General features: G+C 72.9%; 24 protein-coding genes. 7 read left to right on the forward strand and 17 right to left on the reverse strand.

The features are described 5' to 3' along the window. Window positions 1–2 precede the first annotated feature (2 nt). The 10 genes from B5Y66_RS19960 to B5Y66_RS20005 form a co-directional block, all read right to left on the reverse strand. Window positions 3–1304, reverse strand: coding sequence for an alpha-L-fucosidase (locus tag B5Y66_RS19960; protein WP_245807249.1), 1302 nt, complete (start codon window positions 1302–1304; stop codon window positions 3–5). Continuing rightward, window positions 1301–2143: a carbohydrate ABC transporter permease gene (locus B5Y66_RS19965; protein WP_079576387.1), complete on the reverse strand. Its 843-nt coding sequence runs from the start codon at window positions 2141–2143 to the stop codon at window positions 1301–1303. The genes B5Y66_RS19960 and B5Y66_RS19965 overlap by 4 nt, the downstream gene beginning before the upstream one ends. Next, complete coding sequence (locus tag B5Y66_RS19970; protein ID WP_079576388.1) at window positions 2143–3132, reverse strand: carbohydrate ABC transporter permease; 990 nt, start codon at window positions 3130–3132, stop codon at window positions 2143–2145. The genes B5Y66_RS19965 and B5Y66_RS19970 overlap by 1 nt, the downstream gene beginning before the upstream one ends. Before the next feature lie 3 nt (window positions 3133–3135). Next, window positions 3136–4551, reverse strand: a complete 1416-nt coding sequence (locus B5Y66_RS19975) for an extracellular solute-binding protein (protein WP_079576389.1) — start codon at window positions 4549–4551, stop codon at window positions 3136–3138. 186 nt (window positions 4552–4737) lie between these two features. Further along, window positions 4738–5913, reverse strand: a complete 1176-nt coding sequence (locus B5Y66_RS19980) for an ROK family transcriptional regulator (RefSeq protein ID WP_176168944.1) — start codon at window positions 5911–5913, stop codon at window positions 4738–4740. A gap of 310 nt (window positions 5914–6223) precedes the next feature. Next, window positions 6224–6673 carry an RbsD/FucU domain-containing protein gene (locus B5Y66_RS19985; RefSeq protein ID WP_079576391.1) on the reverse strand — a complete coding sequence of 150 codons (450 nt, stop codon included), beginning with the start codon at window positions 6671–6673 and terminating at the stop codon, window positions 6224–6226. 1 nt (window position 6674) lies between these two features. Next, a complete protein-coding gene (locus B5Y66_RS19990; protein ID WP_079576392.1) occupies window positions 6675–7550 on the reverse strand; it encodes a fumarylacetoacetate hydrolase family protein in 876 nt (291 codons plus the stop codon). 98 nt (window positions 7551–7648) lie between these two features. Continuing rightward, complete coding sequence (locus B5Y66_RS19995) at window positions 7649–8653, reverse strand: aldo/keto reductase (RefSeq protein ID WP_139821011.1); 1005 nt, start codon at window positions 8651–8653, stop codon at window positions 7649–7651. After that, window positions 8650–9429, reverse strand: coding sequence for an SDR family NAD(P)-dependent oxidoreductase (locus B5Y66_RS20000; RefSeq protein WP_245807250.1), 780 nt, complete (start codon window positions 9427–9429; stop codon window positions 8650–8652). Before B5Y66_RS20000 ends, B5Y66_RS19995 begins: the two co-directional genes overlap by 4 nt. Then, the gene (locus B5Y66_RS20005) at window positions 9426–10376 is read right to left on the reverse strand and encodes an amidohydrolase family protein (RefSeq protein WP_079576393.1); all 951 of its coding nucleotides are present in this window, start codon (window positions 10374–10376) and stop codon (window positions 9426–9428) included. The genes B5Y66_RS20000 and B5Y66_RS20005 overlap by 4 nt, the downstream gene beginning before the upstream one ends. Before the next feature lie 162 nt (window positions 10377–10538). Here B5Y66_RS20005 and B5Y66_RS20010 point away from each other — a divergent pair, with 162 nt between their 5' ends. Beyond that, window positions 10539–11855, forward strand: coding sequence for an alpha-L-fucosidase (locus B5Y66_RS20010; protein WP_079576394.1), 1317 nt, complete (start codon window positions 10539–10541; stop codon window positions 11853–11855). A gap of 52 nt (window positions 11856–11907) precedes the next feature. On the opposite strand, the gene B5Y66_RS20015 is transcribed toward B5Y66_RS20010, so the two are convergent. Further along, complete coding sequence (locus B5Y66_RS20015) at window positions 11908–12654, reverse strand: SAM-dependent methyltransferase (protein WP_079576395.1); 747 nt, start codon at window positions 12652–12654, stop codon at window positions 11908–11910. Between the two features lie 347 nt (window positions 12655–13001). On the opposite strand from B5Y66_RS20015, the gene B5Y66_RS20020 reads away from it, so the two are divergent. Then, entirely contained in the window at window positions 13002–14666 is a 1665-nt protein-coding gene (locus B5Y66_RS20020) for a thiamine pyrophosphate-binding protein (RefSeq protein ID WP_079576396.1), read from the forward strand. 7 nt (window positions 14667–14673) lie between these two features. On the opposite strand, the gene B5Y66_RS20025 is transcribed toward B5Y66_RS20020, so the two are convergent. From B5Y66_RS20025 to B5Y66_RS20045, 5 genes are all read right to left on the reverse strand, one after another. Further along, the gene (locus tag B5Y66_RS20025) at window positions 14674–15549 is read right to left on the reverse strand and encodes an SDR family oxidoreductase (protein ID WP_079576397.1); all 876 of its coding nucleotides are present in this window, start codon (window positions 15547–15549) and stop codon (window positions 14674–14676) included. Window positions 15550–15643: 94 nt separating this feature from the next. Beyond that, window positions 15644–16210, reverse strand: coding sequence for a dihydrofolate reductase family protein (locus B5Y66_RS20030; RefSeq protein ID WP_079576398.1), 567 nt, complete (start codon window positions 16208–16210; stop codon window positions 15644–15646). A gap of 11 nt (window positions 16211–16221) precedes the next feature. Next, entirely contained in the window at window positions 16222–16737 is a 516-nt protein-coding gene (locus B5Y66_RS20035) for a GNAT family N-acetyltransferase (protein ID WP_079576399.1), read from the reverse strand. A 41-nt stretch (window positions 16738–16778) separates the two neighbouring features. Then, on the reverse strand, window positions 16779–17189 hold the full coding sequence (locus B5Y66_RS20040) for a hypothetical protein (protein ID WP_217700861.1): 411 nt from the start codon (window positions 17187–17189) through the stop codon (window positions 16779–16781). A gap of 41 nt (window positions 17190–17230) precedes the next feature. Next, window positions 17231–19120 (reverse strand): FAD-dependent monooxygenase, encoded by a 1890-nt coding sequence (locus B5Y66_RS20045; protein WP_079576400.1) that lies wholly within the window; start codon window positions 19118–19120, stop codon window positions 17231–17233. A gap of 144 nt (window positions 19121–19264) precedes the next feature. Here B5Y66_RS20045 and B5Y66_RS20050 point away from each other — a divergent pair, with 144 nt between their 5' ends. Together B5Y66_RS20050 and B5Y66_RS20060 are read left to right on the forward strand one after the other, a co-directional pair. Beyond that, window positions 19265–19969 (forward strand): IclR family transcriptional regulator, encoded by a 705-nt coding sequence (locus tag B5Y66_RS20050; protein ID WP_079576401.1) that lies wholly within the window; start codon window positions 19265–19267, stop codon window positions 19967–19969. Between the two features lie 250 nt (window positions 19970–20219). Further along, on the forward strand, window positions 20220–21083 hold the full coding sequence (locus B5Y66_RS20060; RefSeq protein ID WP_139821013.1) for a hypothetical protein: 864 nt from the start codon (window positions 20220–20222) through the stop codon (window positions 21081–21083). A 44-nt stretch (window positions 21084–21127) separates the two neighbouring features. Here the strand turns inward: B5Y66_RS20060 and B5Y66_RS20065 are convergent, their stop codons facing one another. After that, a complete protein-coding gene (locus B5Y66_RS20065) occupies window positions 21128–22522 on the reverse strand; it encodes an MFS transporter (RefSeq protein WP_079576404.1) in 1395 nt (464 codons plus the stop codon). A gap of 101 nt (window positions 22523–22623) precedes the next feature. On the opposite strand from B5Y66_RS20065, the gene B5Y66_RS20070 reads away from it, so the two are divergent. The 3 genes from B5Y66_RS20070 to hpaE are packed head-to-tail and all read left to right on the forward strand — an operon-like array spanning window position 22624 to window position 26350. Next, window positions 22624–24105 carry a fumarylacetoacetate hydrolase family protein gene (locus tag B5Y66_RS20070; RefSeq protein ID WP_079576405.1) on the forward strand — a complete coding sequence of 494 codons (1482 nt, stop codon included), beginning with the start codon at window positions 22624–22626 and terminating at the stop codon, window positions 24103–24105. 59 nt (window positions 24106–24164) lie between these two features. Continuing rightward, entirely contained in the window at window positions 24165–24839 is a 675-nt protein-coding gene (locus tag B5Y66_RS20075; protein ID WP_079576406.1) for a GntR family transcriptional regulator, read from the forward strand. Further along, window positions 24839–26350, forward strand: coding sequence for a 5-carboxymethyl-2-hydroxymuconate semialdehyde dehydrogenase (hpaE, locus tag B5Y66_RS20080; RefSeq protein WP_079576407.1), 1512 nt, complete (start codon window positions 24839–24841; stop codon window positions 26348–26350). Before B5Y66_RS20075 ends, hpaE begins: the two co-directional genes overlap by 1 nt. Window positions 26351–26355 lie beyond the last annotated feature (5 nt).

Genomic DNA, 26355 nt, shown 5'->3' on the forward strand with positions numbered 1-26355 from the left:
GCTCAGTCCTCCGGGTAGTCGGTCGGCGCGGTGTAGTCCTCCGGGACCACCGGGGCGGTCCGGTGGCCGGTCCGGTACACCAGCACCTCCGCGAGGCGGGCGTCCGGGCCCTCCAGCTCGATCTCGAGCTCCCGCGTGGCGGGTGCGTCGACGACGTGCAGCCGCCCCGCGCCGACCGTGCCGCCCGCGGCCACCAGGGTCCCGCCGAGTCGGACCTCGTGCCGTGCGACCCGCTGGCCGGCCGTGAGGTCCTCCCGGACCAGCACGTGGTCGAGCTTGACGGGCTCGTCGCCGAGGTCGGCGCGCCACGTGGTGTCCCCGGTGCGGGTGACGGCCGCCGCGACGGGGTCCCCGAACCGCGCACGCACCTCGTCGCCGAACGCCGTGACCACCGCGGCGTCCGCCGCGTCGATGCGCCCGCGACGGTCCGGCGGGACGTTGAGCAGCAGGTTCGCGCCCAGGCCGACGGACCGGTAGTAGATCGCCAGCAGGTGCTCCAGCGACTTGGGCTCGTCGTCCTCGGCCCAGAACCAGCCGCGGCGCACGGACACGTCGCACTCCGGGGGCAGGTACAGCGCCTCCGCGAACTGCGTCGAGACGACCGTGTAGTTGCTCATCTGCGTGTGGTGCACGACGTACTCGACGGGGTCGCTCGCGAGCCCGTCCTCGTTGCCGACCCACCGGATCGTCGGGGCGCCCATGTTGAACACCATCGCCTGCGGCTGGTGCGTGTGCGCGACCTCCATGGTGCGCGCCCAGTCGTAGGAGTACCCCTCGGAGCCCGCGCCGTCGAACCACAGCTCGACGAGCGGCCCGTACCGGGTGCAGAGCTCGGTGAGCTGGGCGACGTAGACGTCGGCGTACGCCTCCGGGTCCTGGTAGGCCGGGTGGTTCCGGTCCCAGGGGGACAGGTACAGGCCGAGGCCGATCCCCGCGGCGCGGCACGCCGCGGCGACCTCGGCCACCACGTCGCCCTTCCCGTCGCGCCACGGGGACGAGGCGACGGAGTAGTCGGTGGTCGCGGTGGGCCACAGGCAGAACCCGTCGTGGTGCTTCGCGGTGAGCACCACGTACGTCGCGCCCGCGGCCACGGCCAGCGCCACCCACTCGTCGGCGTCGAGCTCGGTCGGGTCGAACGACGACGCCGGCAGGGAGCCGTCGCTCCACTCCTTGGCGTGGAACGTGTTGATGCCGAAGTGGAAGAACATGCCCACCTCGAGCCGCTGCCAGTGCAGCTGCTCCGCCGTCGGCACGATGACGTCCTGGGCCGCGACGTCCTGGACGACGCCCTGGTTCGAGGTCACTTCACTGCTCCTGATTCCACACCCTTGAAGAAGTACCGCTGCAGTGCGACGAAGAGCACGAGGATCGGCACGATGGCGATGATGGACCCGGCCATGGTGACGCGCGGGTCGTACGAGAGGGACGAGGACGCGAGGCGCGACAGGCCGAGGGAGAGCGTGTACAGCTCTTCCGACCGCAGCACGATGAACGGCCACAGGAAGTCGTCCCACGCGGCGATGAACGAGTTGATGACGACGACGACCATCGCGCCCCGCGCCGCGGGGAGGTAGATCTTCCAGAACCGGCGCACCTCGCCGGCGCCGTCGAGCATCGCGGCGTCCTCGACCTCGTTCGGCACGGCGCTGAACGCGGCCCTCGTGATGAGGACGTTGACCGCCGCGATCGCGCCGGGCAGCCAGACGCCGATGAACGAGTCGTCGAGGCCGAGGTCGGTGATCTGGGTGTACAGCGAGACCATGATCGACTCGAACGGGAACATCATCGAGATGATGAGCACCCAGTAGAAGACGCCGCGGCCCCGCCACCCCTGGCGCGAGAGCATGTAGCCAGCGAGCGTCGGGAAGACGACCTGCGAGAAGACCGTGAGCAGGCACATGATCAGGCTGTTGCGGATGTACATGCCCATCGGCACCTGCTCGAACACGGTCTGGTAGGCCGCGAACGTCGGGTTCGCCGGGAAGAAGGTCGCGCTGCTCCCGTACAGGGCGTCCTGCGGTCCCTTGAGGGACGAGAAGAACTGCCACAGGAGCGGGCCCACGGAGATCGCGAGCACGACCAGCAGGAGGACGTACCGCGTCACGAGCGCGCGGGTGCGCCCGTGCGTGCGCCACCAGGTCATCAGTCCTCCTCCTTGGAGCCGAGCTTGTGCGACGCGACCGCGAGACCGATCGTGAGGACGAACAGGGCGACGGAGATCGCCGCGCCGTAGCCGACGTTCCCCGAGATCGGGTCGAGCGCGACGTCCCGGATGTAGAACGGCAGGGTCCGTGCCTGGCCGCCGACGCCGCCCGTCGCGCCACCGAGGATGTAGATCTCGGTGAACACCCGCAGGGAGCCGATGCCCGACATGATGCCGACGAGCAGCATCGTGAGGCGGACGCCAGGGACGGTGACGTGGACGAACTGGCGGAACGTGCCGGCGCCGTCGAGCGACGCGGCCTCGTAGAGGTCCTTGGGCACGCTGGCCAGGGCGGAGAGGTAGAAGATCATGTACCACCCGAGGCCTTTCCAGACGGTCAGCGCGACGGCCGTGAGGAGCAGCAGCGTCGTGTCCGACAGGAAGGGGATCGGGGAGTGGATGATCCCGACCTGCATGAGCGCGGTGTTGACCGGCCCGTTCTCGGAGACGAGGTTCTGCCACACCAGCGCGACCGCGACCATCGACGCGACCACGGGTGCGTAGAACGCCGTCCGGAAGAACCCGATGGCGGGGACCTTCTTGTACACGAGCTGCGCGAGCATCAGCGGCAGCACCACGAGCAGCGGGACCGCGACGACCGCGTAGAGCACGGAGTTGCGCACGGCGAGCCAGAACGCCGGGTCCGCGACCATGCGCGAGTAGTTGTCCAGGCCGACCCAGTCGCCACCGCCACCGAGCGGCCGGGCGTCCGTGAAGGACAGCACGATGGTGTTGAGGAACGGGAAGACCCCGAACACCCCGATGACGATGATCGCCGGCGCGACCCACAGCCACGGGGTCCACCAGGGCCGGTAGAGCGCCGCTCCCGAGGTCGGACGCGGACGGCGGGAGCGCGTCCGGCTGGGCCGGGTGACCTTGGCCGCCGGCTCACCGGCGGCCAGGGTCCCCGCGTAGACGTCGGTCGCCATCGGTCAGCCCTGCTGCTCGAGGATGCGGTTCGCGGCGTCCTCGGCGGCCTGGAGCGCCTCGTCGACCGGCTTCTTGCCCGAGATCGCGAGCTGGAGCTCGGAGACGACCGCGGTCTGCACGGCGTCCGACCACGCGAAGATGAAGACGTTCTCGGCGTCCGTCGCAGCCTCGACCGACAGGCGGTTGGCCTCGTCGAGCGGCGAGTCGCCGGTGATGTCCGTGAACTTGGGGATGTCCAGCGACTCCTCGGTCGAGGGGAAGTTGGAGACCAGCGGGCTGGACACGAACTCCGTCTGCCACTCCGGGCTCAGCAGGAACTGCGCGAAGGCGACCGCCGCGACGGGGTTTTTCGACGTGGACGGGACGCCGATGAGCTGGCCGTCCTGGAACGCGTGGCCGCGGGCGTCGAACAGCGTGGCGACGCCCGTGACGTCGTAGGTGGCCTCGTTGGTGTCCTTCACGTAGCGCAGGAACGAGGCGTTGGTGGAGCCCCACACGACGTCGCCGGCGGAGTAGAGCTGCGTGACGTCCACGTCGCTCGAGAGGGTGTCCTTCGGCAGCGCGCCCTCCGCGTACAGCTCCGCGTACTTCGTCAGCCACTCCTGGATCTTCGGGTCGTCCGCGAACGTGAACTCGGTCTCGTCCGCGTTCGTGATCGCGGCGTTCATGAGCTGCCAGTCGTTCGGCACGTGCGTGTACGGGTTCGCCGGGAACGCGTAGTACTCGCCGCCCGACTTCTCGGCGATCTGGCTCGCCATGTCGAGCTGCTCCATGACGGTCGACGGCGGGGCCTGCGGGTCGAGGCCGGCGTCCTTCATGAGGTCCTTGTTGAACGTCTGCAGACCGTTCAGGCCCCAGTACCACGGGAGGACGTAGTGGTCGTCGTCGCCGGGGAACTTCTGCGACTCCCACACCGACGGGATGAAGGGCTCGCCGATGTCCTCCGGGCCCTTCGTGGTGAGGTCGAGCAGGAAATTCTCGCGGTAGAGCGCGTAGGCCGTCGTCTGGTTGAGGTTGACGACGTCGGGCAGGTCGCACGACTGCGCGTTGGTCACGAGGCGCTGCGTGAACTCGGCGTCGCCCGGGTCGTCCTGCCACTTCACCGTGACGTCCGGGTACTTCTTCTCGAAGGCCGCGATGAGCTTCTCGAAGTACGGGCTGAAGTCCTGCTTGAGCGCCGTGGTCTGGAAGGTGATCTCGCCGGACGGCTCACCCGACAGTCGCTGGTCCGAGGTCACCTCCTCCGAGAGCTCGCACTTGCCCGCCGTGGTCGGCTTGCCGTTGGCGCCGACCGCGTCGGAACTGCCGCCGATACCGCACGCCGACAAGGCGAGGGATGCGACGACGACCCCGGCGATGCCGCCCGTGAGCGTGCGGGCGCGGCGGCGCGGTCGAGGCGTGAGGGTATGAGTGCTCATGGTGTTCAACCGTTCCTCGTGAAGTGTCTACCCGACGGTGGGCCGGACCTCGATGCGGTCCGTGGTGTTCCACAGTTGTGGCGGTGGGTGCCGTCACTGGCGCCCGGTCTGGTCCAGGCGCCTCTCTACGGCTGGCCGTCGCACGAGGTCGTTCTCGTGCGTGGTGGGTCGCGTGGTGGGTGGGTGTCAGGGCCCGCGCAGCTCCGGCCAGGTCCGGACGGGAGCGGCGACAGCGCCGATCCCGTAGACGGACTCCCGCGCGGCCTCGCGCAGGAGGGTCAGCGCGCCGCGGACCACGCCGCCCGGGCCGAACGACGACGCGACCACCTCGGTCCGCAGCGGGGACTCCGCGCGGAGGAGCTCTTCGACCTCCGCGGCAAACCGCTCGGCCCCCGCCGTGCCGACGGTCCCCGCCAGGACGACGCGGTGCGGGTCGACGACGGTGGCGATCGTGGTGACGACGACGGCGACCCGTCGCGCTGCCTCGCGACGGAACGCGCGGAGGCCATCGCCCGGGTCGTCGTCGCGGAGCGCCTGCTCCGGCGAGGTCCCGTCGAGCCCCAGCCCGTCGAGCACCTCCTGGAGCGCCGCCGAGCCGACGAGGCTCTGGAACCCAGCGGACGACGAGCCCAGCGGGCCGCCGCCCGTCGTCGGCGCGAGGCCGATCTCGCCCGCGTACCCGTGCGCACCACGCAGCAGCGTGCGGTTGACGACGGTCGCGGCGCCGATGCCCTCGTCCAGGCGCAGGAGGGTGAAGCTCTCGATACCGGCCGCGTTGCCGCTCTCGGCCTCGGCGAGGGCAGCGAGGTTGACGTCGTTCTCGAGCGCGACGGGGCAGCCGAGCCGGGCGGCGAGCCGGCCCCGCTGGCCCGCGCGCCACGCCGGGTGCCCGGAGACGAAGTCCATGTCCCCCTGGGGGTTCACGACGCCGGGCGTGCCCGCGAGCACCTGCCACAGCCTGGACGGCTCGATGCCCGCCTCCGCGCAGGCGGCGGCGACCGCCTCGGCCACGGTCTCGACCGGGTCGTCGCCGCGCTGCGGGATTCGGACGTCGGAGAGCGCGGCGCCGGAGAGGTCGGAGACGACGGCGTGCACGAACCGGCCCGGCTGCATCTCGACGCCGGCGACGTGGCAGAGGTCGGTCACCGCGCGGAAGTGCACCGCGTTCGGTCCTCGCTGGGCCGACGAGACCTCGCCGACGGGCGTGACGAGACCGGCCTCGACGAGCCGGACGACGAGATCGCCGGTGGACGGCTTCGACAGGCCTGTGGCCTTGCTGATCGTGGCCCGAGAGGCCGACTGGCGCTCGAGGAGGAGGTCGAGGACCATCCGCTCGTTCACCGACAGGGACTTCCGCATCATCGCGACCATCTCGTCCGGGCGGCCGGGTGGCCGCGGTGGATACTTTTAGCCAGGCTACCTGATGATTAACGCCCCGCATACCCCTCAACCCCCGAAAGATCCGATGATCGTCGTCGGCAGGTGATCCGCGGAGGGGTCGCGAATGACGAGTCCGCAGGTGAGAGCCCCTCCGCGCTGGAGCCCGGTGCCGTCGATCTGGTGGTTGAACCCGGGCGCCCATGCACCGAGGAGCATCGGCGCACGACGACGCGGTGCCCCGATTCCTCTGACGAATCGGGGCACCGCGAGACGGACAGGGATCTCCCCGACGCTACGTCGCAGGGGTGCGGACGCCCAAGGTAAGCAGCAGGTTGGCGTACACGCGCTGGTCGCCCGTCGCCACGAGCAGCGCGACGTCGTCGGACCGGGCGGCGTCGTAGAACGCGAAGCGGTCCAGCTCCTGCCAGCCGACGTCGCCGCCGAGCAGCTCCCGGTAGCCGGTGTGGGCGGGGATCTCCTCCCCCGCGGCGACGACGTCGCCCGCCACGCCGCCGGGCACCATGACGGCGGCGGACTCGACCGGCACCGCGTCGAGCAGCACCTCGAGCACCTGGTCCACGGTCAGCAGGCCGGGACGAAGGTTGAGGTGCACCCGCGCGGCACCGAGACGGGCGCCCGTGGAGTGCGGGTAGTTCGCGTCGGCGAGCAGCACCCGCGACCCGTGCCCCGCCGCGGCCAGTGCCGCGACGAGGCCCGGGTGCAGCAGCTCGTAGCGCAGCACGTCAGGCCGCGCCGGAGGCGGCCGGGACGCGCGCGTCGGCGAAGGCGTGCCGCTGGCGGCCGAGGCCCTCGATCTCGACCTCGACGACGTCGCCGTCGGCCAGGTACGGGAAGCGGCCGGACAGCGCGACCCCCTCGGGCGTGCCGGTGCAGATCAGGTCGCCCGGCTCGAGCGTCATGTACTGCGACAGGTGGTGCACGATCTCCGCGACGCCGAAGATCATGTCCGTGGTCGAGGAGTCCTGGCGGGGCTCGCCGTTGACGAACGAGCGCAGCCGCAGGTCGCGGGTGTCCACCTCGTCCGCAGGCACCAGCGCCGGCCCGGCGGGCAGGAACGCGGGGCCGCACTTGCCCTTCGACCACTGGCCGAGCGAGTCGTCGATCTGCCACGACCGCTCGCTCACGTCGTCCACCACCGTGTACCCCGCGACATGCCCGAGCGCGTCCTCGACGGACGCCAGGTAGCCGGCCCGCTTGCCGACGACGATCGCGAGCTCGACCTCCCAGTCGACCTTCTCGGCGCCGGGCGGGATCGGCACGGTGTCGTCGGGGCCGACCATCGTGTTGGGGTGCTTGAAGAAGATGATCGGCAGGCGCGGCGGCTCGGCGCCGGACTCGCGCGCGTGCGCCGCGTAGTTCTGGCCCACGCAGACGACGGCGGTGGGCCGCGCGATCGGCGCGCCGCGGCGCAGCGCGTCCGCGCCGTCGAGCACGGGCAGCTCGCCGGCGGCGAGGGCGGCCCGGGTGCGGCCGATCCCGTCGGCCGCGAGGAACGCGCCGTCGACGTCGGCCGTCAGCGGTCGCAGGTCGTAGGTGACGCCGTCGTTGGTGACGGCGGGGATCTCCTGGCCCACCGGGCCCAGGCGGAGCAGCTGCATCGGTGTCCTCTGTTCTCTCTGGGGGCGTGTCGATCATCGCCCCGTGTCGCGGTGCGGTCACCTCCGTCCCGCCATGCGGGCGCCGGCGACGCCCGCCTCTAGGCGAAGACGTCGGGGTGGGCGTCCGGGGCGAGCAGCCCTTGGTCCACCAGGTCGGTCCACAGGTCGGCCGGGACGACGGCGGCGTGCCGCTCGACGGCCTGCCGCACCTGGTCCGCGGTGCGCAGCCCGACGACGGTGCTCGCCACCGCGGGATGCGTGCGCACGTACGCGAGCGCGGCCTGCGGCAGGGTCACCCCGTGCTCGGCGCACGCGGCGGCGATGCGACGGGTGCGGTCGAGCAGCGCGAGAGGCGCCTGCGCGTAGTCGTAGGTCGCGTCGTCGGGCACGACGTCGCGGGCCAGCAGCCCCGAGTTGTAGACGCCGGCGACGACGACGGCCGCCCCCCGCGCGGCGGCCGCGGGCAGCAGGTCGGTCAGCGCGGGCTGCTCCAGCAGGGTGAACCGGCCGGCGCACATCACCACGTCCACGTCGGCCTCGGCGACGAACCGGGCGAGCATCGCGGACTGGTTCATGCCGGCGCCGATCGCGCCGACGACGCCCTGCTCGCGCAGCTCCACCAGGGCGGGGACGGCCTCGGCGAACGCCTGCTCCTCGTGGTCGTCCGGGTCGTGCAGGTACACGACGTCGACCCGGTCCAGGCCGGTGCGCTCGAGGCTCGCCTCGAGCGACCGCAGGACCCCGTCGCGCGAGAAGTCCCACTCCCGCCGCACGTCGGCGGGCACGTCGAACATGTCCGGGTCCGTCAGGTGCGCGGTCTCGGGGGACGGCACGAGCAGGCGGCCGACCTTCGTCGACACGACGTACTCCTCGCGCGGGCGGGCGGCCAGGCTCGCCCCGAGCCGCCGCTCGGACAGGCCCAGCCCGTAGTGCGGCGCGGTGTCGAAGTACCGCACGCCGGCGTCCCACGCGACGTCGACCGCCTCCTGGGTCTCGGCGTCCGTCGTCGGCCGGTAGAGGTTGCCTGCCTGGGCCGCCCCGTAGCCGAGGCTGGTCAGACGCACCCCGGTGTCGCGCACCTCCCGGGCCGACAGCGCGCTCACGCCTGCTCCGGCTGACGCACCCGCAGCTCGTGCATGCCCCCGTCGACGGCGAGCGCCGTGCCGGTGGTCGCCGTCGCGAGCGGGCTCGCCAGGTAGCAGACGGCGTGCGCCACGGCTTCCGGGCTGACGAGCTTCCCGGTGGGCTGGCGGGCCTCGAGCGCCGCGCGCTCCGCCGCCGGGTCGGGCGCGGCGTCCAGCAGCCGGCCCACCCACGGGGTGTCGACCGTGCCCGGGTTCACGCAGGTCACGCGGATGCCCTCGCGCACGTGGTCGGCCGCCATCGCGAGGGTCAGGGCCTGCACGGCGCCCTTGCTCGCGGAGTACAGCGCGCGCTGCGGCAGTCCCGACCACGACGCGATGGACGCGGTGTTCACGACGGCCGCGTGCTCCGACGCCCGCAGGTGCGGCAGCGCCGCGCGCGTCACGCGCACGATGCCGAGCACGTTGACGTCGAGCACCCGCAGCCACTCGGCGTCGTCGTTGTCCGCGACCGTGCCCTGCGCGCCGATCCCGGCGTTGTTCACGACGACGTCGATGCCGCCCATCTCGGCGGCGGCCCCCGCGACTGCCGCGCGGACGGCGACGTCGTCGGTGACCTCGGCGACCTGGGAGCCCGCGCCCTCGGGGACGCCGTCGCGCGTGCGGTCGATCGCGACCACCTGCGCGCCGCGCGCGAGCAGGGCGCGCACGACGGACGCGCCGATGCCGGACGCTCCCCCCGTCACGATCGCGCGGATGCCGGCGAACTCCGGCGGGGTCTCGATGGCGGCGGTCACTGCTGCTCCTTCTCGTTCGGGACGGGGACCGGCACGGCGCCGGCGCGCACGCCGACGTCGAGCCCGTAGGTGGTGACGGCGGTGCGCCCGCGCACGGCGGCGCGCTCGTCGGCCGACAGGGCCGCGAGCAGCTCGTCGGCGGCGGCGAGCCAGCGGCCGTAGCCGGAGGCCAGCAGGCAGACCGGCCAGTCGCTGCCGAGCATGAGGCGGTCGGGACCGAAGACGTCGAGCGCGTGGTCGGCGGCCGGGCGCAGGTCGGCGGTGGTCCAGGCGTCCCACCGCGCCTCGGTGACCAGACCGGACAGCTTCGCGACGACGTTCGGTCGTGCCGCGAGCGCCGTGAGGTCCCGCCGCCAGGCGTCGAGGGCGGCGGGGTCGCCGGGGCGGCCGGCGGCATCGGGCGTCGTCGCGGCGATCGGCGGCTTCGCCAGGTGGTCGAGCACGAACCTCGTGTCGGGCAGCGCCGCCGCGAGCCGCGCGCACGACGCGAGCTGGTCGGCGCGGACCACGAGGTCGAAGGGCAGGCCCGCGGCGCCGACGGCGACGACGCCGGCGTGCACGTCGGGGCGGTCGAGATAGTCGGGGTCCGGCTCGGCCTGCACCATCGTGCGGATACCGACGAGGTGCTGGCCGCCAGGCGCTTCCCGGAGGGCGGCGAGGCGGTCCTCGAGCGCCGCGTCGCACAGGTCGGCCCACCCGACGACCCCCGTAACGCGCGCAGCACGCCCCTCCGGCGACGCGGCGACGTCGAGCAGGTCCCGCGTCTCGCTCCAGCTGCTCACGCTCTGCACGACGACGGTGGCGTCGACGCCGTGCTCGCGGGCGGGGAGGTCTGCCGGGGTGAAGTCGGCGTCGATGGCTGCCATGGTCACGGGGTCGATCCAGTCCTGCGGGTGCCGCGCGCGGACCCACAGGTGGTGGTGCGCGTCGACGACGACGTCGGACATCCGGACTCCCTCGACCTGCGGACTGATTCATCCAATGTATAGGGGCGTGATCCGCTTGCGCCAGCCCCGACCGCGGCGAGTAGTCTCGGAACGCACGACCGATACGTCATATCTCTACCGGGTCTTCCGCCCGGTCAGCCCGCTCGACGAGGAGTGATCCCCATGACCCCGGCCGCCCCGCCCCTGCGCCCCGAGCAGGCGTGGTTCACCGAGGCCCGCTTCGGCCTCTTCGTGCACTTCGGCCTCTACTCCGCCGCGGCCCGGCACGAGTGGGTGATGAGCAACGAGCGCATGACCGTCGAGCAGTACGCACGGTACGCCGAGGTGTTCGACCCGGACCTGTTCGACGCGCGCGCCCTCGTGCGCGCCGCCAAGGACGCCGGGATGAAGTACGTGGTGCTGACCACCAAGCACCACGACGGCTTCGCGCTGTGGGACTCCGCCGTCAGCGACTACAGCATCGCCCGCACCCGCGGCCGCGACCTCGTGGCGGAGCTCGCCGAGGCGGTGCGCGCGGAAGGGCTGCACCTCGGCATGTACCACTCGCTGATCGACTGGCACCACCCGGACTTCACGGTGGACCACGTGCACCCGCGTCGCGACGACCCGGACGCGCACGCCCTCGACGAGGGCCGGGACATGGCCCGCTACCGGGAGTACCTGCACGCCCAGGTGCGGGAGCTGCTCACGGGGTACGGGCCGGTGGACTACGTGTTCTTCGACTTCACGTTCGCCGAGGACAAGGACGGCTGGCGGGGCAAGTACCCGGAGGACTGGGACGCCGAGGCCCTGCTCGCCATGGTCCGCGAGCTGCAGCCCCAGGCCGTGGTCAACGACCGGCTGGGCATCCCGGGCGACCTGGTGACGCCCGAGCAGTACCAGCCGGACGCGCCGATGCGCGACGAGGCGGGGGAGCTCGTCGTGTGGGAGGCCTGCCAGACCCTCAACGGCAGCTGGGGCTACGACCGCGACAACACGCAGTTCAAGGACCCGGACCTGCTGGTGCGCATGCTCGTCGACACGGTGTCGAAGGGCGGCAACCTGCTGCTCAACATCGGCCCCGACGGCCGGGGCGCGACCCCCGCACGCGACGCCGCCACGCTCGCCGCCCTCGGGGAGTGGACGCGGCTGCACGACCGGGCGATCACGGGCGCCGGCCCGGCCGACCCGGAGCTGGCCGCCGCCGTCGCGCCCGGCCTGCCGCCCGGCGTCGTGCTCACGCAGCGCGACGACCGCCTCTACCTGCACCTGTTCGCGTGGCCCTTCGGGCACGTGCACCTGCGCGGCCTGGCCGACCGGGTGCGGTACGCCCAGCTGCTGCACGACGGCTCCGAGCTGCGCACCTCGGTCTCCGACCCCGACCAGAAGGCGTGGAACACCAACCCCGGCGGCCAGCCGCCCGGCACGGTCACGCTGCACCTGCCGACGGTGCGCCCGGACGTCGCCGTCCCCGTGGTCGAGCTGTTCCTCACGCGATAGGCACGTGGGCGGCGGGTAGGCCCTGGGCCCACCCGCCGCCCACGCGTCCCGGCTAGCGGGCGATCAGCGCGAACACACCCCACCCGAAGTGCATGCGCGCGCCGGCCGCGTACTGCTGCGGCTCGGTCGCCAGCAGGCGGCGGACCTCGTCGTGCAGCTCGTGCCCGGGGTGGGTGTCGGCCCAGCGGCGCATGGCCAGCCATTGCGGCGCCATATAGCGGTCCCAGGACTCCTCGGTCGCGCAGACCATCTCCACCACGTCGTACCCCTGGGCGCCGAACGACGCCAGCAGGTCGGGCAGCGGCAGGTAGGCGTCCGCGGACTCCACGCCGCACGCGGCGAGGGCCTCCGGGGTGGCGGGGCTCGTGCGCCAGTACGGCTCGCCGACCAGCAGCATCCCGCCGGGCCGGACGCTCCGGCTCAGCAGGTCCAGGGTGCCGGGCACCCCGTCGCCGATCCAGGTGGCGCCCACGCACGCCGCCACGTCGACGGCCTCGTCGGCCACGTAGCCAGCGGCGTCGGCCTCGACGAAGCGCACGGCGTCGCTCGTGCCGAGCTCGTCGGCGCGCGCCCGTGCGGCCGCGACGAAGTCGGGGTTGAGGTCCACCCCCACCCCGGTGACGCCGTGGTCGCGTGCCCAGGTGGACAGCATCTCGCCCGACCCGCAGGCCAGGTCGAGGAAGCGCGCGCCGGCGGGAAGGTCGAGCCTCTCCCCGAGGTCGCCGAGCTGTCGCTCGGTCAGCGGGTTGTGGATGCGGTGGCGGGACTCACGGATGGAGAAGAGACGAAGGTCGAACACGGTGATGCTCCTTGCAGAGGTTCCGGTGGGTGGTCGTGTGGGAGCGGGCAGGGCCGCTCACCGGCACCGGGACGGTCATCGAGCATCACGTCTTTCTGCGGTCGTCCGCTCGCCGACGGCGAGCGGGGCTCAGGGCGAGCCTCCCTCGAGGCTAGGTACCCGACGCACCGGAGGCCACGGCATTTCCGCGGCCGCCGCTATACTCGCCGCGTCGAGGCGGACATGCGCCGCCTGCGCTCGAAAAAGGGGCGCGCGGCGGACCTTCCGGTCACAGGTGACCGGTGCCGGGGCCCGCACGGGACACATACGGACCGCACCACATCCGTCACTGTTCCCTGGAGGCCCTCGTGCCCACCGTGTCCGCGCACGTCGCCCGCACTCTCGCCCTGCACGTCGACCACGTCTTCGGCGTGATGGGCAACGGCAACGCCTGGTTCCTCGACGACGTCGAGCGCACGACGTCCGCCCGGTTCACCGCCGTCCGGCACGAGGCCGGGGGTGTCGTCGCGGCGGACGCGTACTTCCGGGCGTCCGGCCGCATCGCCGCCGCGACCGTCACCTACGGCGCCGGCTTCACGAACACCCTCACCGCGCTGGCCGAGGCCGCGCAGGCCCGCGTGCCGCTGGTGCTGCTCGCCGGCGACGAGCCGACGTCGGGCCCGCGGCCCTGGGACGTCGACCAGATCGCCCTGGCCGCGGCCGTCGGCGCGCGCACGTATACCGTCGGCCGCGCGGACGCCGCCGCGACCACCGTCATCGCGGTCGAGCACTCGCTCACCTACCGCGTGCCCGTCGTGCTGGCCATCCCCTACGACGTCGCCGCGCTCGAGGCCGGCCCCGTCCCCGCGGCCCCCGAGCCCGCCCTGCCCGGCCCCCTCGCCCCCGCCGGCCCGTTCGACGCCGCCGCGCTCGCCGACCTCGCGCGCACCCTCGCCGGTGCTGAGCGGCCGCTGCTGCTCGCGGGCCGCGGCGCCTGGCTCGCCGGAGCCGGCGCCGCGCTGGGCGCGCTCGCGGAGACGACCGGCGCGCTCACGGCGACGACGGCACTCGGCCGCGGCGTGTTCCCCGACGACCGGTACGACCTCGGCGTCGCGGGCGGGTTCGGCGCCGAGGGCGCCATGGCTCTGGTGCGCGAGGCGGACGTCGCCGTCGTGCTCGGCGCGTCGCTCAACCAGTTCACGATGCGCTTCGGCGACCTCTTCTCCCCCGGCACCCGCGTCGTGCAGGTCGACGTCGCGCCCGCCGCGACGCACCGCCACGTCGGCGGCTTCGTGCGCGGCGACGCCGCGCTGGTGGCCCGCGACCTCGTGGACGAGCTGCGCGCGCTCGACGCCGCGCCGTCCGGGTGGCGCGAGTCCGTCGACGTCCTGACGGCCCGCGCATACGACGCCGGGCCCGCCGACGGCCTCGCCGCGGACGGGCGCCTCGACCCGCGCGCCGTCGCGCACCGGATCGGCGCGCTGCTGCCCGCCGACCGCGTGGTCGTCTCCGACGGCGGCCACTTCATCGGCTGGGCCAACATGTACTGGCCGGTGGCCTCCCCCGACCGGATGATGATGGTCGGCACCGCTTTCCAGTCCATCGGCCTCGGCTTCCCCAGCGTCGCGGGCGCCGCCGCGGCCCTGCCCGACGCGACGGTCGTGCTGACCACCGGCGACGGCGGCGGGCTCATGGCCCTGGCCGACCTCGAGACCGCCGTGCGCACCGCCGCAGGGCGCGGCGTCGGCGTGGTGTGGAACGACGCCGTCTACGGCGCCGAGGTGCACGTCTACGGGCGGCAGGGCCTCGCCGAGGAGCCCATGCGCATCCCCGAGACCGACTTCGCCGCGCTCGCCGCCGCCGTCGGCGCAGAGGGGGTCGTCGTGCGGTCGCTCGCCGACCTCGACCGGCTCGCGTCGTGGGCCGCCGAGCCCGCGGGCGAACGACCGTTCCTCATGCTCGACTGCCGCGTGTCGCCCACCGTCGTCGCGCCCTACCAGGAAGAGATCCTGCGGGTGAACCGCACACGATAGGCGGAGCTCATTGCAGGCCGAAGCCTCCGTCGGAGTTGATCACCTGGCCCACGACCCACGACCCGGCCGGGCTGACGAGCCACCCGATGAGGCGCGCCGGGTCGGCCGGCTCCCCCCAGCGCCCGAAGGGCAGCGCCGCGCGGACCTGGTCGAGCTCCTCGAGCGAGCGGTCGGTCGACTCCGGGTTCAGGTACCCCGTGTTCACCGGGCCCGGGTTGATCGTGTTGAGCACGATCCCGCGGTCGAGCAGCTCGGCGGCGACGGTCGCGGTCACTCCGGCGAGCGCTGCCTTCGACGTGGCGTAGGCGACCTCGCCGCGCATGGGACCGCCCTGCTGTCCCGACGTCATCCACACGACCTTCGGCGCCGTGGCGGGATCGGCTGCCGCCCGACGCTCGACGCGGTCCCCTGGCCGGGCGGGCGCGGCGTCATCGGCGACGAACTGGCGGGCGAACCGGCGCGTCAGCAGCAGCGTCGAGCGCGTGTTGGTGGCCCAGAACGCGTCCAGGGCCTCGGGCGTCATGTCGACGATGGAGCCGTCGCCGCCGCTGCGCGCGTGGTTGCACACCAGCACGTCGAGCCGTCCGGTGAGTGCCAGGGCCTCGTCGAACAGGCCGTCGACCTGTGCAGGGTCGCGCAGGTCGGCGCCGCCGGACCCGGTGCGGGCACCTTCGTGCGCGGCCGACCGGACGCTGTCGTGCACGGCGTCCAGGTCGTCGGCACCCCACGGCCGCCCGACGTCGTGCGGCGCGTAGTGGTGGGTGAAGACGCTGGCGCCGAGCCGAGCCAGCTCGCAGGCCACGGCATGGCCGATCCCCTGCCGCCGGGACACCCCGGTGACGAGAGCGGTCCGGCCGGTCAGCGGGGCGTCGTCGAGGCGCATGCCCCGAACCTAGGCGCCACGGGTCCGGTCGTTCCAGCCGAATCCCTCGAGACGACGACGGCACGTGCGAGGCGGTGATCCGACGAGCGTGTCCTCAGCCCACGCCGGGCGGTCCGTCGAGCACGGTGGGCGCGTACTCCAGCAGGGTGAGGCGTCCGTCGAGCGTCCGGTGGTCGAGGAGCTCCAGGCGGACGTCGGGCCAGCCGTCGTACAGACGGTCGCCGCCGGTGGCGCCGTTGACGACGGGGAACACGACCACGCGCACGCGGTCGACCAGGCCGGCCCGCAGGAGCGAGCGGCACAGGCTCGGGCTGCCGATCGTGCGCAGGGGGACGTCGCCGGCCTTCATCGCGCGCACGGCCTCGACGGCGTCTCCCGCGACCAGGGTGGTGTTCGCCCACTCCAGCGGCTCCGTGAGGGTGCGGGAGAACACGACCTTGGGGCGGGCGGTGACCTCCGCCATCCCCTCCTCGCCGGTCTCGGCGAAGCCGGCGAAGAGCCGGTAGGTCGTGGCGCCCAGCAGCGTCGTGTACTCCTGTCGCCCGTCCTCCTCGAGGAACGCGAAGTAGTCCGGGCCGCCCATCCCCCACAGGCCGGGCCACCCCTCGGCCGAGCCGAATCCGTCGAGCGAGGTGATGTAGTCGATCGTCAGCTGCGCCATCGCAGATCCCTTCAGGGCCGCTCGTCGCTCCCGGTCGCGATCCAGTATCGCCGCTTGGTCTCGTCCCCGCGCGTGCGCACGTCCTCCAGCACGCCCCCGCACGCCTCGATCACGGCCGCCGAGCCCGCGTTGTCGCCGTCGCAGGTGACGAGCACCTGCTCGACCCCACCCGCGGCGAGAAGGGCGACCGACTGTCGCAGCATCTCCGTCGCGTACCCACGACGACGGTGCTCGGGCGCGACGGCGTAGCCCACATGGCCGCCGATCTCGTGCAGGTACGCGTTGAGCTCGTGCCGCACGGAGACGCGGCCCACGGGGACGCCGTCCACGTCGGCGACGAGGAAGTCGCAGCGGACGCGGTCCGGGGGCAGGTCGACGCCGAGCGACTCCCGACGCACCGCCGCGAGCACCTGGTCCCACGTCCCGTCGTGCTGCAGGAGCGCGAAGCCGTCCTCCGCGAGCTGGTCGTGCATGCGGAGCAGCGCGGTCTCGTCGTGCGAGCGCGGCGGTCGGAGCGTCAGCGGCATCGGACGATGATCGCCCATCGCACGCTCGGCCTCCAGGACATTCACGCCGTGCCGTCCGGCTCCGGCACCACCTCGTCGTCCCGGTGCGCGCCGTAGAGCTCCGACTGGCGACGCACCAGCTCCCGCATCGGGACGTCCCGCCCCACCCCGTAGACCGTGCCCGGGAAGTCGAGCTCACGCTGCACGGCCCCGATCTCGTCGTGGCGGTCGGGCGGCAGGATCTGTGTCGCGACGAACGCCTCGTCCTCGACCGTGCTGCCGTTCACGTGGGCATGCGGGCCCACCATCACGGCGGCGCCGATCCGCGTGTCGTGGCCGCTGCGGCCACGCACGAGCGCCTGCTCCATGACGACGGAGTCCTGCCCCACGACGACGACGCCGTCCTCCGCCGTCAGGACGGCGCCGTGCAGGATCCGGGCTCCTGCCGCGACGTGCACGTCGCCGACGACCACCGCCGTCGGCGCGACGTACGCGGTCGGGTGCGGACGCTATCTCAGCCTGCGAAAACCCCCGCGAAGAACTCGGCCAGCTCGTCGGTGGCGTCCAGCGGCAGCACGTGCGCCACGTACTGGTCGGGGCGCACCACCACGACCACCCCGTCGCGGGACAGCTCGCGCTCGGCGAAGATGTCGTCCGCGTTCCAGACCGTCGGGCCGGCCGCGTACACCTTCTCCCAGTCGGTAAGGCCGAGCGGGCCGGTCCGCGGCTTGAACACCTCGGGGACGTGGGCGAGGTCGACGTCCTGGAAGGCCTGCTGGTAGACGACCTTCACGTCGAGGACGGCGTCGATGTCGGCGCCTGCCGGCGTGCACCGCGCCAGGGGCGAGGCGGGTGACGCGAGCCAGTCCGCCCAGGCGTCGAGCAGCGAACCCTCGCCCGGCGCGGCCGCGTCGGCGAACGCGTAGACCCGCCAGCGGCCGTCGGCCTTGGCGTGGTGGCCGAGGTGCACGGCGTTGCCGTCGCACACGCGCGTCACCTGCGCCGACTTGAACCGCTTGCCGACCGGGAACCCGGTGGCGAGCTCCTGCCGCGCGCTGCCGCCGACGATCGCCGACGGCCCGTACCGGGTCATGAACCCGGAGGGGAACTCCGACGTCGCGAGGTAGTAGTCGGCCAGCTCCTGCGGGTCCGAGATCTCCTCGGGCTTGCGGGCCATGAGGCTCGACCACTCCCGGTCGAAGTCGATGAGCTGCTGCGCCACGGGCTGCCGCTCGGCCGAGTAGGTGGCCAGGAGGCTCTCGGGGCTGAGCCCGGTCAGCACGGAACCGAGCTTCCAGCCCAGGTTGAACCCGTCCTGCATCGACACGTTCATCCCCTGCCCGGCCTTCGCGCTGTGGGTGTGGCAGGCGTCGCCGGTGAGGAAGACGCGCGGGGTGCGGTGCTCCTCGCCGTCGGGCACGTCGTCGAACTTGTCGGTCACGCGGTGACCGACCTCGTACACGCTGTGCCAGGCCACCTCCTTCACGTCGAGCGTGTAGGGCGTGATGATCTCGTTGGCCCGGCGGACGATCTCCTCGATCGGCGTCTTGCGGACCCGGTGGTGGTCGTCCGCGGCGACCTCGCCGAGGTCCACGTACACGCGACAGAGGTACCCGCCCTCGCGCGGGATGAGCAGGATGTTCCCGGCCTCCGAGTTGATGGCGCACTTGGTGCGCCAGTCGGGGAAGTCGGTGTTGACCAGCACGTCCATGACGCCCCAGGCGTGCGCCGCGAGCTCGCCGACGTGCTTGCGGCCGATCGCCTCGCGCACGGCGCTGCGGGCACCGTCGCACCCGGCGACGTACTTGGCCCGCACGGTGCGCTCCTCGCCGGCGCGGTCGCCCGCGACGTGGCGCACGCGCACCTCGACGGGGTGCTCGTCGCCGTCGTGCACCGTGAGGCCGAGGAACTCGACGCCGTAGTCCGGCACGACGCGGCCGGGCCCGTGCGCGGCGGCCTCGGCGAAGTAGTCGAGCACGCGCGCCTGGTTGACGATGAGGTGCGGGAACTCGCTGATCTTGAGGCCGTAGTCCTCGGTGCGCGTCGTGCGAACGATGTTCTCGGGGTTCTCCGGGTCGGGGCCCCAGAAGTTCATCCAGCCGATGTTGTACGCCTCGGCCACGATGCGTTCCGCGAACCCGAACGCCTGGAAGGTCTCGACGCTGCGCGGCTGGATGCCGTCGGCCTGGCCGAGCACGAGGCGCCCCTCGCGGCGCTCGATGACCCGCGTCGTGACGTCCGGGTACTGCGACATCTGCGCGGCCAGCAGCATGCCCGCCGGACCGGACCCCACGACGAGGACGTCGACGACGTCGGGCAGCTCGTCGGGCCGGTTCACGCCGGTGCCGGCGGGCGGCAGCACCCGCGGGTCGCCGGAGACGTAACCGTGGTGGTGGAACTGCACGAGCTCTCCTCATCGTCGTCGATGCGCTCCCGACGGCCGTGTCGGGACCTCGCCTGCCCGGTGTTGCCTCCGGAGCCAGGAGCGTTCTATATTCGAACACGTAGTTCTACTATTGAATGCAGCCTAACCCACCGGAGGACGACGATGCCCGACGCCGCCACACCACCGTCGCAGACCCTCAGCCGCGGCATCCGCATCCTCGAGACCCTCGCCGACGCCCGCGCGCCCCTCACCATCGACGACGTCGCCGCGCGCCTCGGGGTGCACCGCTCCATCGCGTACCGGCTGCTGCGCACGCTGGAGCACCACGGGCTGGTGACACGCGACGCGAACGGGCACGTCGCGCTCGGCGCCCGCATGGCCGCCCTGGCCGCGGGAGTCGCCCACGACCTGCAGGCCGAGGCCCTGCCCGAGCTCACCGCCGTCGCGAACGAGCTGGGCATGACCTGCTTCCTCGCCGTCCTCGACCACGACGAGTGCGTGACGCTGGTCAGCGTCGAGCCGCGCCACGCCGTCGCGCCCGTGGCGCAGCGCCCGGGCACGCGCCATCCCGTCACCGCGGGCGCGCCCGGCAAGGCCATCCTCACGCTGCTGCCCCCGGCCCGGTGGCCCGCCGACGCACCGGCCGACCTGCACGAGACCGTCGCAGAGGCCGCCCGCCGCGGCTTCGCCACCAGCCACGACGAGGTCATCCCCAGCCTCGAGTCCGTCGCCGTCCCGCTCGAGCTCCGCGGGCGCGGGCCGGCCGCCGTCGCCGTCGTGCACGTGGCCAGCCCCGTCGACCACGAGCAGATCGCCGCCCGCCTCGCCCGGTCCGCGAGCGCCGTCCGCGAGGCCCTCGGCGGCTAGGCCCACGCTCCGGCCGGCGCGAGGGCAAGGGGCGGCAGTGGTGCGTCGTGCGGGCGGCGACGCACGGGGAACCGCTTCCGCCGTCCGCGGGGCGCACGGCCGCCGGGACGCGTCGCGCGGCGCACCGAGGACGTCGCAGCGGCAACGGTCGCCTGGCAGAACCGTCAACTCCTGTGCATGGTGTCTGGGGTGGCCCGGAGCGTCCGTGCAGGTCGCGGTCACCGCCGTCACGTCGAGGAGCGAGGTGCCCATGAGCTCACGTCCGTCCGTTCCTGCCCGCGCGCCCCGGCCTCGCGGACGCCTCGCGGCCGCCGGGGTCTGCGCCGCCCTCCTCGTCACCCTCTGGACGCCGCCCGCGGGCGCCGTCCCGGAGGCGGCGCCCGCCCGGTCGGGTCCCGCGGCCCGGCCCGCCGAAGCCCCCCTGCCCCTGCGGATCGGCAGGCAGAAGAGCTCGTCCACGACGCTGAAGGCGTACCTGAGCTGGGCGCGCGCCTACGGGTTCCGGGTCTCCGAGCACCCGTCGTACGGCGGCGTGACCCGCGGGGCGCACTCGTCGAACTCCTGGCACTACGACGGCCTGGCCGCTGACCTCAATTGGGGCCCGGCCGGCGCGCCCGCCTCGGAACGGACCCGCGCGAGGTTCGCGATCAAGGTGGCCGACTCGATGGGCCTCGGCGTGATCTACGCGCGCGACGGCACGGTCGGCTCGGCCGGGAGCCACCGCAGCCACCTGCACGTCGACGTCGGCACGACGTCCAACTACGGCCGGGGCCGCGTGCCGGCACCGGTCGGCACGCGCAAGACCCAGCAGCTGCAGAAGGTAGCCCACTTCCCGCTGGCCCAGCGGGACAACCTGTGGGGCCCGAACACCGATCAGCGGCTGCAGTCGATCCGCGCAGCGTCCCGCATGCACGGCACGAAGTTCCCGTACGGCGTGAAGACGGCGCAGCGCGCCGTGGGCGTCACGGCCGACGGCAAGTGGGGACCGAAGTCGCGCGCGGCCCACGACAAGGCCGTCGCGGCCCTGCAGCGCGTGGTCTCCGTGTCCGACACGGGCACCTGGGGCCCGGCCACCGAGCGCGCCTACACGAGCCTGCGCAACAAGCTGCGCTGACCGGGGCCGGGCGGCCCCGGTCACCCCCGGTCGACGGCGCGGGTTCAGACCTTCGAGACCCCGTAGATCGGGCTGACGGCCTGCTCGTCCTCGTGCTCCGGACCGAGCGGGATGCCGGTGCGGTCTCGCAGCAGCAGCGTGGCGGCGAAGGCGACCACCATGACGCCGGCGATGTAGGACGCGACGGACGTCGCGGTCCCGGTGGTCTGCACGAGCCAGGCCGCGATGGTCGGGGCGAACGCGCCGCCCAGGATGGCGCCGATCGCGTACGTGATGGACACGCCGGAGTAGCGGATCGACGCGGGGAAGAGCTCGGCGAAGTAGGCCGCCTGCTGGCCGTAGGTGAACCCGTTGCCGACGGCGAACAGGGAGACGCCGAGGAACAGCATCCAGGGGTTTCCCGCGTTCACGAGCGGGAACAGCAGGAACACGGTGGCGAGGAACGCCAGCCAACCGATGATGTAGGTGTTCCGACGCCCGATCCGGTCGGACACGGTGCCCGCGGCGAACGTGCACACCAGCCAGACGACGGACGCGCCGGCGACGGCGAGCAGCACGGGCGTGCGGTCCATGCCGACGAGGCCGCCGTCGGCGAGCGGCGTCGTCGCGTAGTTCTGCAGGTAGCCGCCGGTGGTCATGTAGCCCGCGGCGTTGTTGCCCGCGAACGTGAGCGCGGCGAGCAGCACGAGCAGCCAGTGCTTGCGGAACAGCGTGAGGACCGGCGTCTTCGCGGCCGCCTTCTTCTCGGCGATCTCGAGGAAGACCGGGCTCTCCTCGACCGACCGGCGCACGACGATGCCGACGACGATGAGCACGACGCTCAGCAGGAACGGGATGCGCCAGCCCCACTGCACGAACGCGTCCCCCGGGGAGATCACGCCGGTCATGAGGGCGAGCACGCCGGAGGCGAGCAGCAGGCCGATCGGCACACCGATCTGAGGGAAGGCGCCCATGCGCCCGCGCCGCCCGTCGGGGGCGTGCTCCACGGCCATGAGGACCGCGCCGCCCCACTCGCCGCCGGTCGACAGCCCCTGCAGGATGCGCAGCAGCACCAGCAGGATCGGGGCCAGGATGCCGATCTGGTCGTAGGTGGGCAGCAGGCCGATGAGGGTGGTGGCGCCGCCCATGAGGATCAGGGTGACGACGAGCATCGCCTTGCGGCCGATCCGGTCGCCGAAGTGCCCGGCAAGGAAGGCGCCGAGCGGCCGGAACAGGAAGCTGATGCCGACGGTCGCGAACGCCAGCAGGGTCCCGATCGAGGAACCGGCGGGCTCGAAGAAGAGCGCGCCGAACACCAGGCCGGCGGCGCTGGCGTAGAGGAAGAAGTCGTACCACTCGATGGTGGTACCGATGACGGTCGCGAAGGCGACGCGACGGAGCTCGCGACGCTCGGTGTCGCTGGGGACGGCTGCGGTGCCGATGGTCCCGTTCGTGGACATGGCCGGAAGACCTCTCTGTCAGTCCGTACGTGGTGCGGTGCGCGAGATCGTATATCATCTGGGATACGACAAGACAGCCTCGACCTGACAATGGGGTGCCTGTGGTCACCGACGACCAGACCGAGCCCGGCAAGATCATCGCCGTCCACCTGAACTACCCGTCCCGCGCAGCGCAGCGGGGCCGGACGCCGGACCAACCGTCCTACTTCCTCAAGCCCGCGTCCTCGCTCGCCGCGACCGGCGGCACGATCGAGCGGCCGCTCGGCACGGAGCTGCTCGCGTTCGAGGGCGAGGTCGCGATCCGCATCGGCACCGCCGCCCGCTGGGTCTCCCCCGCGGACGGCTGGTCGCACGTCGACGCCGTCACCGCGGCGAACGACCTCGGCCTCTACGACCTGCGCGTCGCCGACAAGGGCTCCAACCTGCGCAACAAGGGCGGCGACGGCTTCACCCCGCTCGGCCCGTCCTGGATCCCGGCGGCCGACGTCGACCCCGGCGGCCTGCGCGTGCGCACCTGGGTGGACGGCGAGCTCGTCCAGGACGACTCCACCAGCACGCTGCTGTTCGACTTCGGCCGCCTCGTCGCCGACCTCTCCCAGCACCTCACGCTCGAGCCCGGCGACGTGATCCTCACCGGCACCCCCGCGGGCTCGTCCGTCGTCGGGCCGGGGCAGGTCGTCGAGGTCGAGGTGGACGCCCCCGACGCACCCGGCGCGCCGACCAGCGGCCGCCTCGTCACCACCGTCACCGCCGGCACGCGCGCGTTCGGCGACTTCGGAGCGAAGCCCGCCGTCGACGAGAAGCAGCGCGCCGAGGCGTGGGGCCGATCGTCGGTCGAGCTTGTCGAGACCCAGGATTCGACAGCCTCGACCGACGGGTTCACCCTCCCCGACGCGCTGCGCGAGCGGTTCGCCGGCGTCGCCGTCGCCACGCTGTCGGCCGCGCTGCGCAAGCGCGGCTACACCGACGTCTTCGTCGAGGGCGTGCACGGCAACCACCCCGGCGACCGGTTCGTCGGCACGGCGCGCACGCTGCGCCTGATCCCGTTCCGGCCCGACCTGTTCGCCTCCCACGGCGGCGGGTTCAACGCGCAGAAGCGGGCGTTCGACACCGTCGCACCGGGCGAGGTGATCGTGGTCGAGGCGCGCGGCGAGCGCGGCACGGGCACCGTGGGCGACGTGCTCGCCCTGCGCGCCCACGTGCGCGGCGCCGCGGCGATCGTCACGGACGGCGGCGTGCGCGACTCGGACGCCGTCGCCGAGATCGGGATCCCCGTCTTCTCCCAGGGCCCGCACCCGTCCGTCCTCGGCCGCAAGCACGTGCCCTGGGAGACGGACGTGACCGTCGCATGCGGCGGAGCGTCCGTGCAGCCGGGCGACGTCGTCGTGGGCGACGGCGACGGCGTCCTCGTCATCCCGCCCGCTCTCGTCGAGGAGGTGCTCGCCGAGGCCGAGGCCCAGGAGGCCGCCGACGCGTGGGTCGCGACGCAGGTCGCCGCCGGCGCCCCCGTCGACGGCCTGTTCCCGATGAACGCCGAGTGGCGGGCCCGCTACGAGCGCGAGACCGCCGGGGGGGCCCGATGACGACGAAGCCCCCGCTGGTCGAGCCTGTCGAGACCCGGGTTTCGGCAGGCTCAACCACCATGAGCAAGTCGCAGCGGGCGTACGTCTTCCTGCGCGAGCGGATCGAGGACGGCCGCTACGTGCCGGGCTTCCGGCTCGTGCTGGCCCAGCTCGCCGGCGAGCTGGACATGTCCGTGGTGCCGGTGCGGGAGGCCATCCGCCGCCTGGAGGCCGAGGGGCTGGTGACGTTCGAGCGCAACGTCGGCGCCCAGGTCGCCCTCATCAAGGAGACCGAGTACCAGCACACGATGGAGACGCTGGCGCTGGTCGAGGGCTTCGCCACCGCGCTGTCGGCGCCGCACCTGTCCGCCGCCCAGCTCGACGCCGCGCGCGAGGTCAACGAGCGGATGCGCCGCTGCCTCGCCGACTTCGACCCGCACCGCTTCACCGAGCTCAACCTCGAGTTCCACGCGGTGCTGTTCGAGCCGTGCCCCAACCCGCACGTGCTCGACCTCGTCCACCGCGGCTGGCGGCGCATGACCGTGCTGCGCGACTCCTCGTTCGCGTTCGTGCCCGGCCGTGCCAAGGAGTCCGTCGCGGAGCACGACCGGATCCTCGACCTCGTCGTCGCCCTGCAGGCCGGGGACGCCGACGCCACCGAGGTCGAGCTCGCCGCCCGCCGCCACCGCACCACCACCCTCGACGCCGTGCTCGCCCGCCAGGCGTCCCACCGGCCCCACCTTTCGGAGACGTGATGACCGACCAGAGCACCCCGCAGGCGCACCGCCCCGACGACCTGCCCACCGCGATCCGGCACTACATCGACGGCCGCTTCGTCGACTCGGTCGACGGCGCCACCTTCGACGTGCTGGACCCGGTCTCGAACGAGACCTACCTGCAGGCCGCCGCGGGCAAGCAGGCCGACGTCGACGCGGCCGTCGCGTCCGCCCGCCGCGCGTTCACCGAGGGCCCGTGGCCGAGGATGCTGCCCCGCGAGCGGTCGCGGGTGCTGCACACGATCGCCGACCTCGTGGAGTCGCGCGACGCCCGCCTCGCCGAGCTCGAGTCCTTCGACTCCGGCCTGCCGATCACGCAGGCGCTGGGCCAGGCGCGCCGCGCCGCCGAGAACTTCCGCTTCTTCGCGGACCTGATCGTGGCGCAGGCCGACGACACCTACAAGGTGCCCGGCCGCCAGATCAACTACGTCAACCGCAAGCCGATCGGCGTCGCCGGGCTCATCACGCCGTGGAACACGCCGTTCATGCTCGAGTCGTGGAAGCTCGCGCCCGCGCTGGCCACCGGGAACACCGTGGTGCTCAAGCCGGCCGAGTTCACGCCGCTGTCGGCGTCGCTGTGGGCCGGGATCTTCGAGGAGGCCGGGCTGCCCCAGGGCGTGTTCAACCTGGTCAACGGGCTCGGCGAGGAGGCCGGCGACGCGCTGGTCAAGCACCCGGACGTGCCGCTGATCTCGTTCACCGGCGAGAGCAGCACGGGCCGGCTGATCTTCGGCAACGCCGCCCCGCACCTCAAGGGCCTGTCGATGGAGCTCGGCGGCAAGTCCCCCGCCGTCGTCTTCGCCGACGCCGACCTCGACGCCGCGATCGACGCGACGATCTTCGGCGTCTTCTCCCTCAACGGCGAGCGCTGCACGGCCGGCTCCCGCATCCTCGTGGAGCGCCCGGTGTACGACGAGTTCGTCGAGCGTTACGCCGCCCAGGCGAAGCGCGTGCGCGTCGGCTACCCGCACGAGAAGACCACCGAGGTGGGCGCCCTCGTGCACCCCGAGCACTTCGAGAAGGTCATGAGCTACGTCGAGCTGGGCAGGACCGAGGGCCGTCTGGTCGCCGGCGGCGGCCGCCCCGAGGGCTTCGAGACGGGCAACTTCGTGGCCCCCACGGTGTTCGCCGACGTCAAGCCCGACGCCCGCATCTTCCAGGAGGAGATCTTCGGGCCCGTCGTCGCGATCACGCCCTTCGACACCGAGGCCGAGGCGCTCGAGCTGGCCAACGGCGTGAAGTACGGCCTCGCGGCCTACGTGTGGACCAACGACCTCAAGCGGGCCCACAACTTCTCCCAGGCCGTCGAGGCCGGGATGGTGTGGCTGAACTCGAACAACGTGCGCGACCTGCGCACCCCGTTCGGCGGCGTCAAGGCGTCCGGCCTGGGCCACGAGGGCGGCTACCGCTCGATCGACTTCTACACCGACCAGCAGGCCGTGCACATCACGCTCGGCAAGGTCCACAACCCGACATTCGGCAAGAGCTGACCGGC

It is taken from the genome of Krasilnikoviella flava, assembly GCF_900167525.1.
GTDB lineage: Bacteria > Actinomycetota > Actinomycetes > Actinomycetales > Cellulomonadaceae > Isoptericola > Isoptericola flavus.

What these genes read in the sequence shown, in the direction of transcription:
- B5Y66_RS20005 (WP_079576393.1), bottom strand. Translation starts at nt 10,376, where the DNA reads ATGTCCGACGTCGTCGTCGACGCGCACCACCACCTGTGGGTCCGCGCG.
- B5Y66_RS19965 (WP_079576387.1), bottom strand. Translation starts at nt 2,143, where the DNA reads ATGACCTGGTGGCGCACGCACGGGCGCACCCGCGCGCTCGTGACGCGG.
- B5Y66_RS20010 (WP_079576394.1), top strand. Translation starts at nt 10,539, where the DNA reads ATGACCCCGGCCGCCCCGCCCCTGCGCCCCGAGCAGGCGTGGTTCACC.
- B5Y66_RS19980 (WP_176168944.1), bottom strand. Translation starts at nt 5,913, where the DNA reads ATGATGCGGAAGTCCCTGTCGGTGAACGAGCGGATGGTCCTCGACCTC.
- B5Y66_RS20035 (WP_079576399.1), bottom strand. Translation starts at nt 16,737, where the DNA reads ATGCCGCTGACGCTCCGACCGCCGCGCTCGCACGACGAGACCGCGCTG.
- B5Y66_RS19990 (WP_079576392.1), bottom strand. Translation starts at nt 7,550, where the DNA reads ATGCAGCTGCTCCGCCTGGGCCCGGTGGGCCAGGAGATCCCCGCCGTC.
- B5Y66_RS19975 (WP_079576389.1), bottom strand. Translation starts at nt 4,551, where the DNA reads ATGAGCACTCATACCCTCACGCCTCGACCGCGCCGCCGCGCCCGCACG.
- B5Y66_RS20050 (WP_079576401.1), top strand. Translation starts at nt 19,265, where the DNA reads ATGCCCGACGCCGCCACACCACCGTCGCAGACCCTCAGCCGCGGCATC.
- B5Y66_RS19970 (WP_079576388.1), bottom strand. Translation starts at nt 3,132, where the DNA reads ATGGCGACCGACGTCTACGCGGGGACCCTGGCCGCCGGTGAGCCGGCG.
- B5Y66_RS20065 (WP_079576404.1), bottom strand. Translation starts at nt 22,522, where the DNA reads ATGTCCACGAACGGGACCATCGGCACCGCAGCCGTCCCCAGCGACACC.
- B5Y66_RS20060 (WP_139821013.1), top strand. Translation starts at nt 20,220, where the DNA reads ATGAGCTCACGTCCGTCCGTTCCTGCCCGCGCGCCCCGGCCTCGCGGA.
- B5Y66_RS20025 (WP_079576397.1), bottom strand. Translation starts at nt 15,549, where the DNA reads ATGCGCCTCGACGACGCCCCGCTGACCGGCCGGACCGCTCTCGTCACC.
- hpaE (WP_079576407.1), top strand. Translation starts at nt 24,839, where the DNA reads ATGACCGACCAGAGCACCCCGCAGGCGCACCGCCCCGACGACCTGCCC.
- B5Y66_RS20030 (WP_079576398.1), bottom strand. Translation starts at nt 16,210, where the DNA reads ATGGCGCAGCTGACGATCGACTACATCACCTCGCTCGACGGATTCGGC.
- B5Y66_RS20075 (WP_079576406.1), top strand. Translation starts at nt 24,165, where the DNA reads ATGAGCAAGTCGCAGCGGGCGTACGTCTTCCTGCGCGAGCGGATCGAG.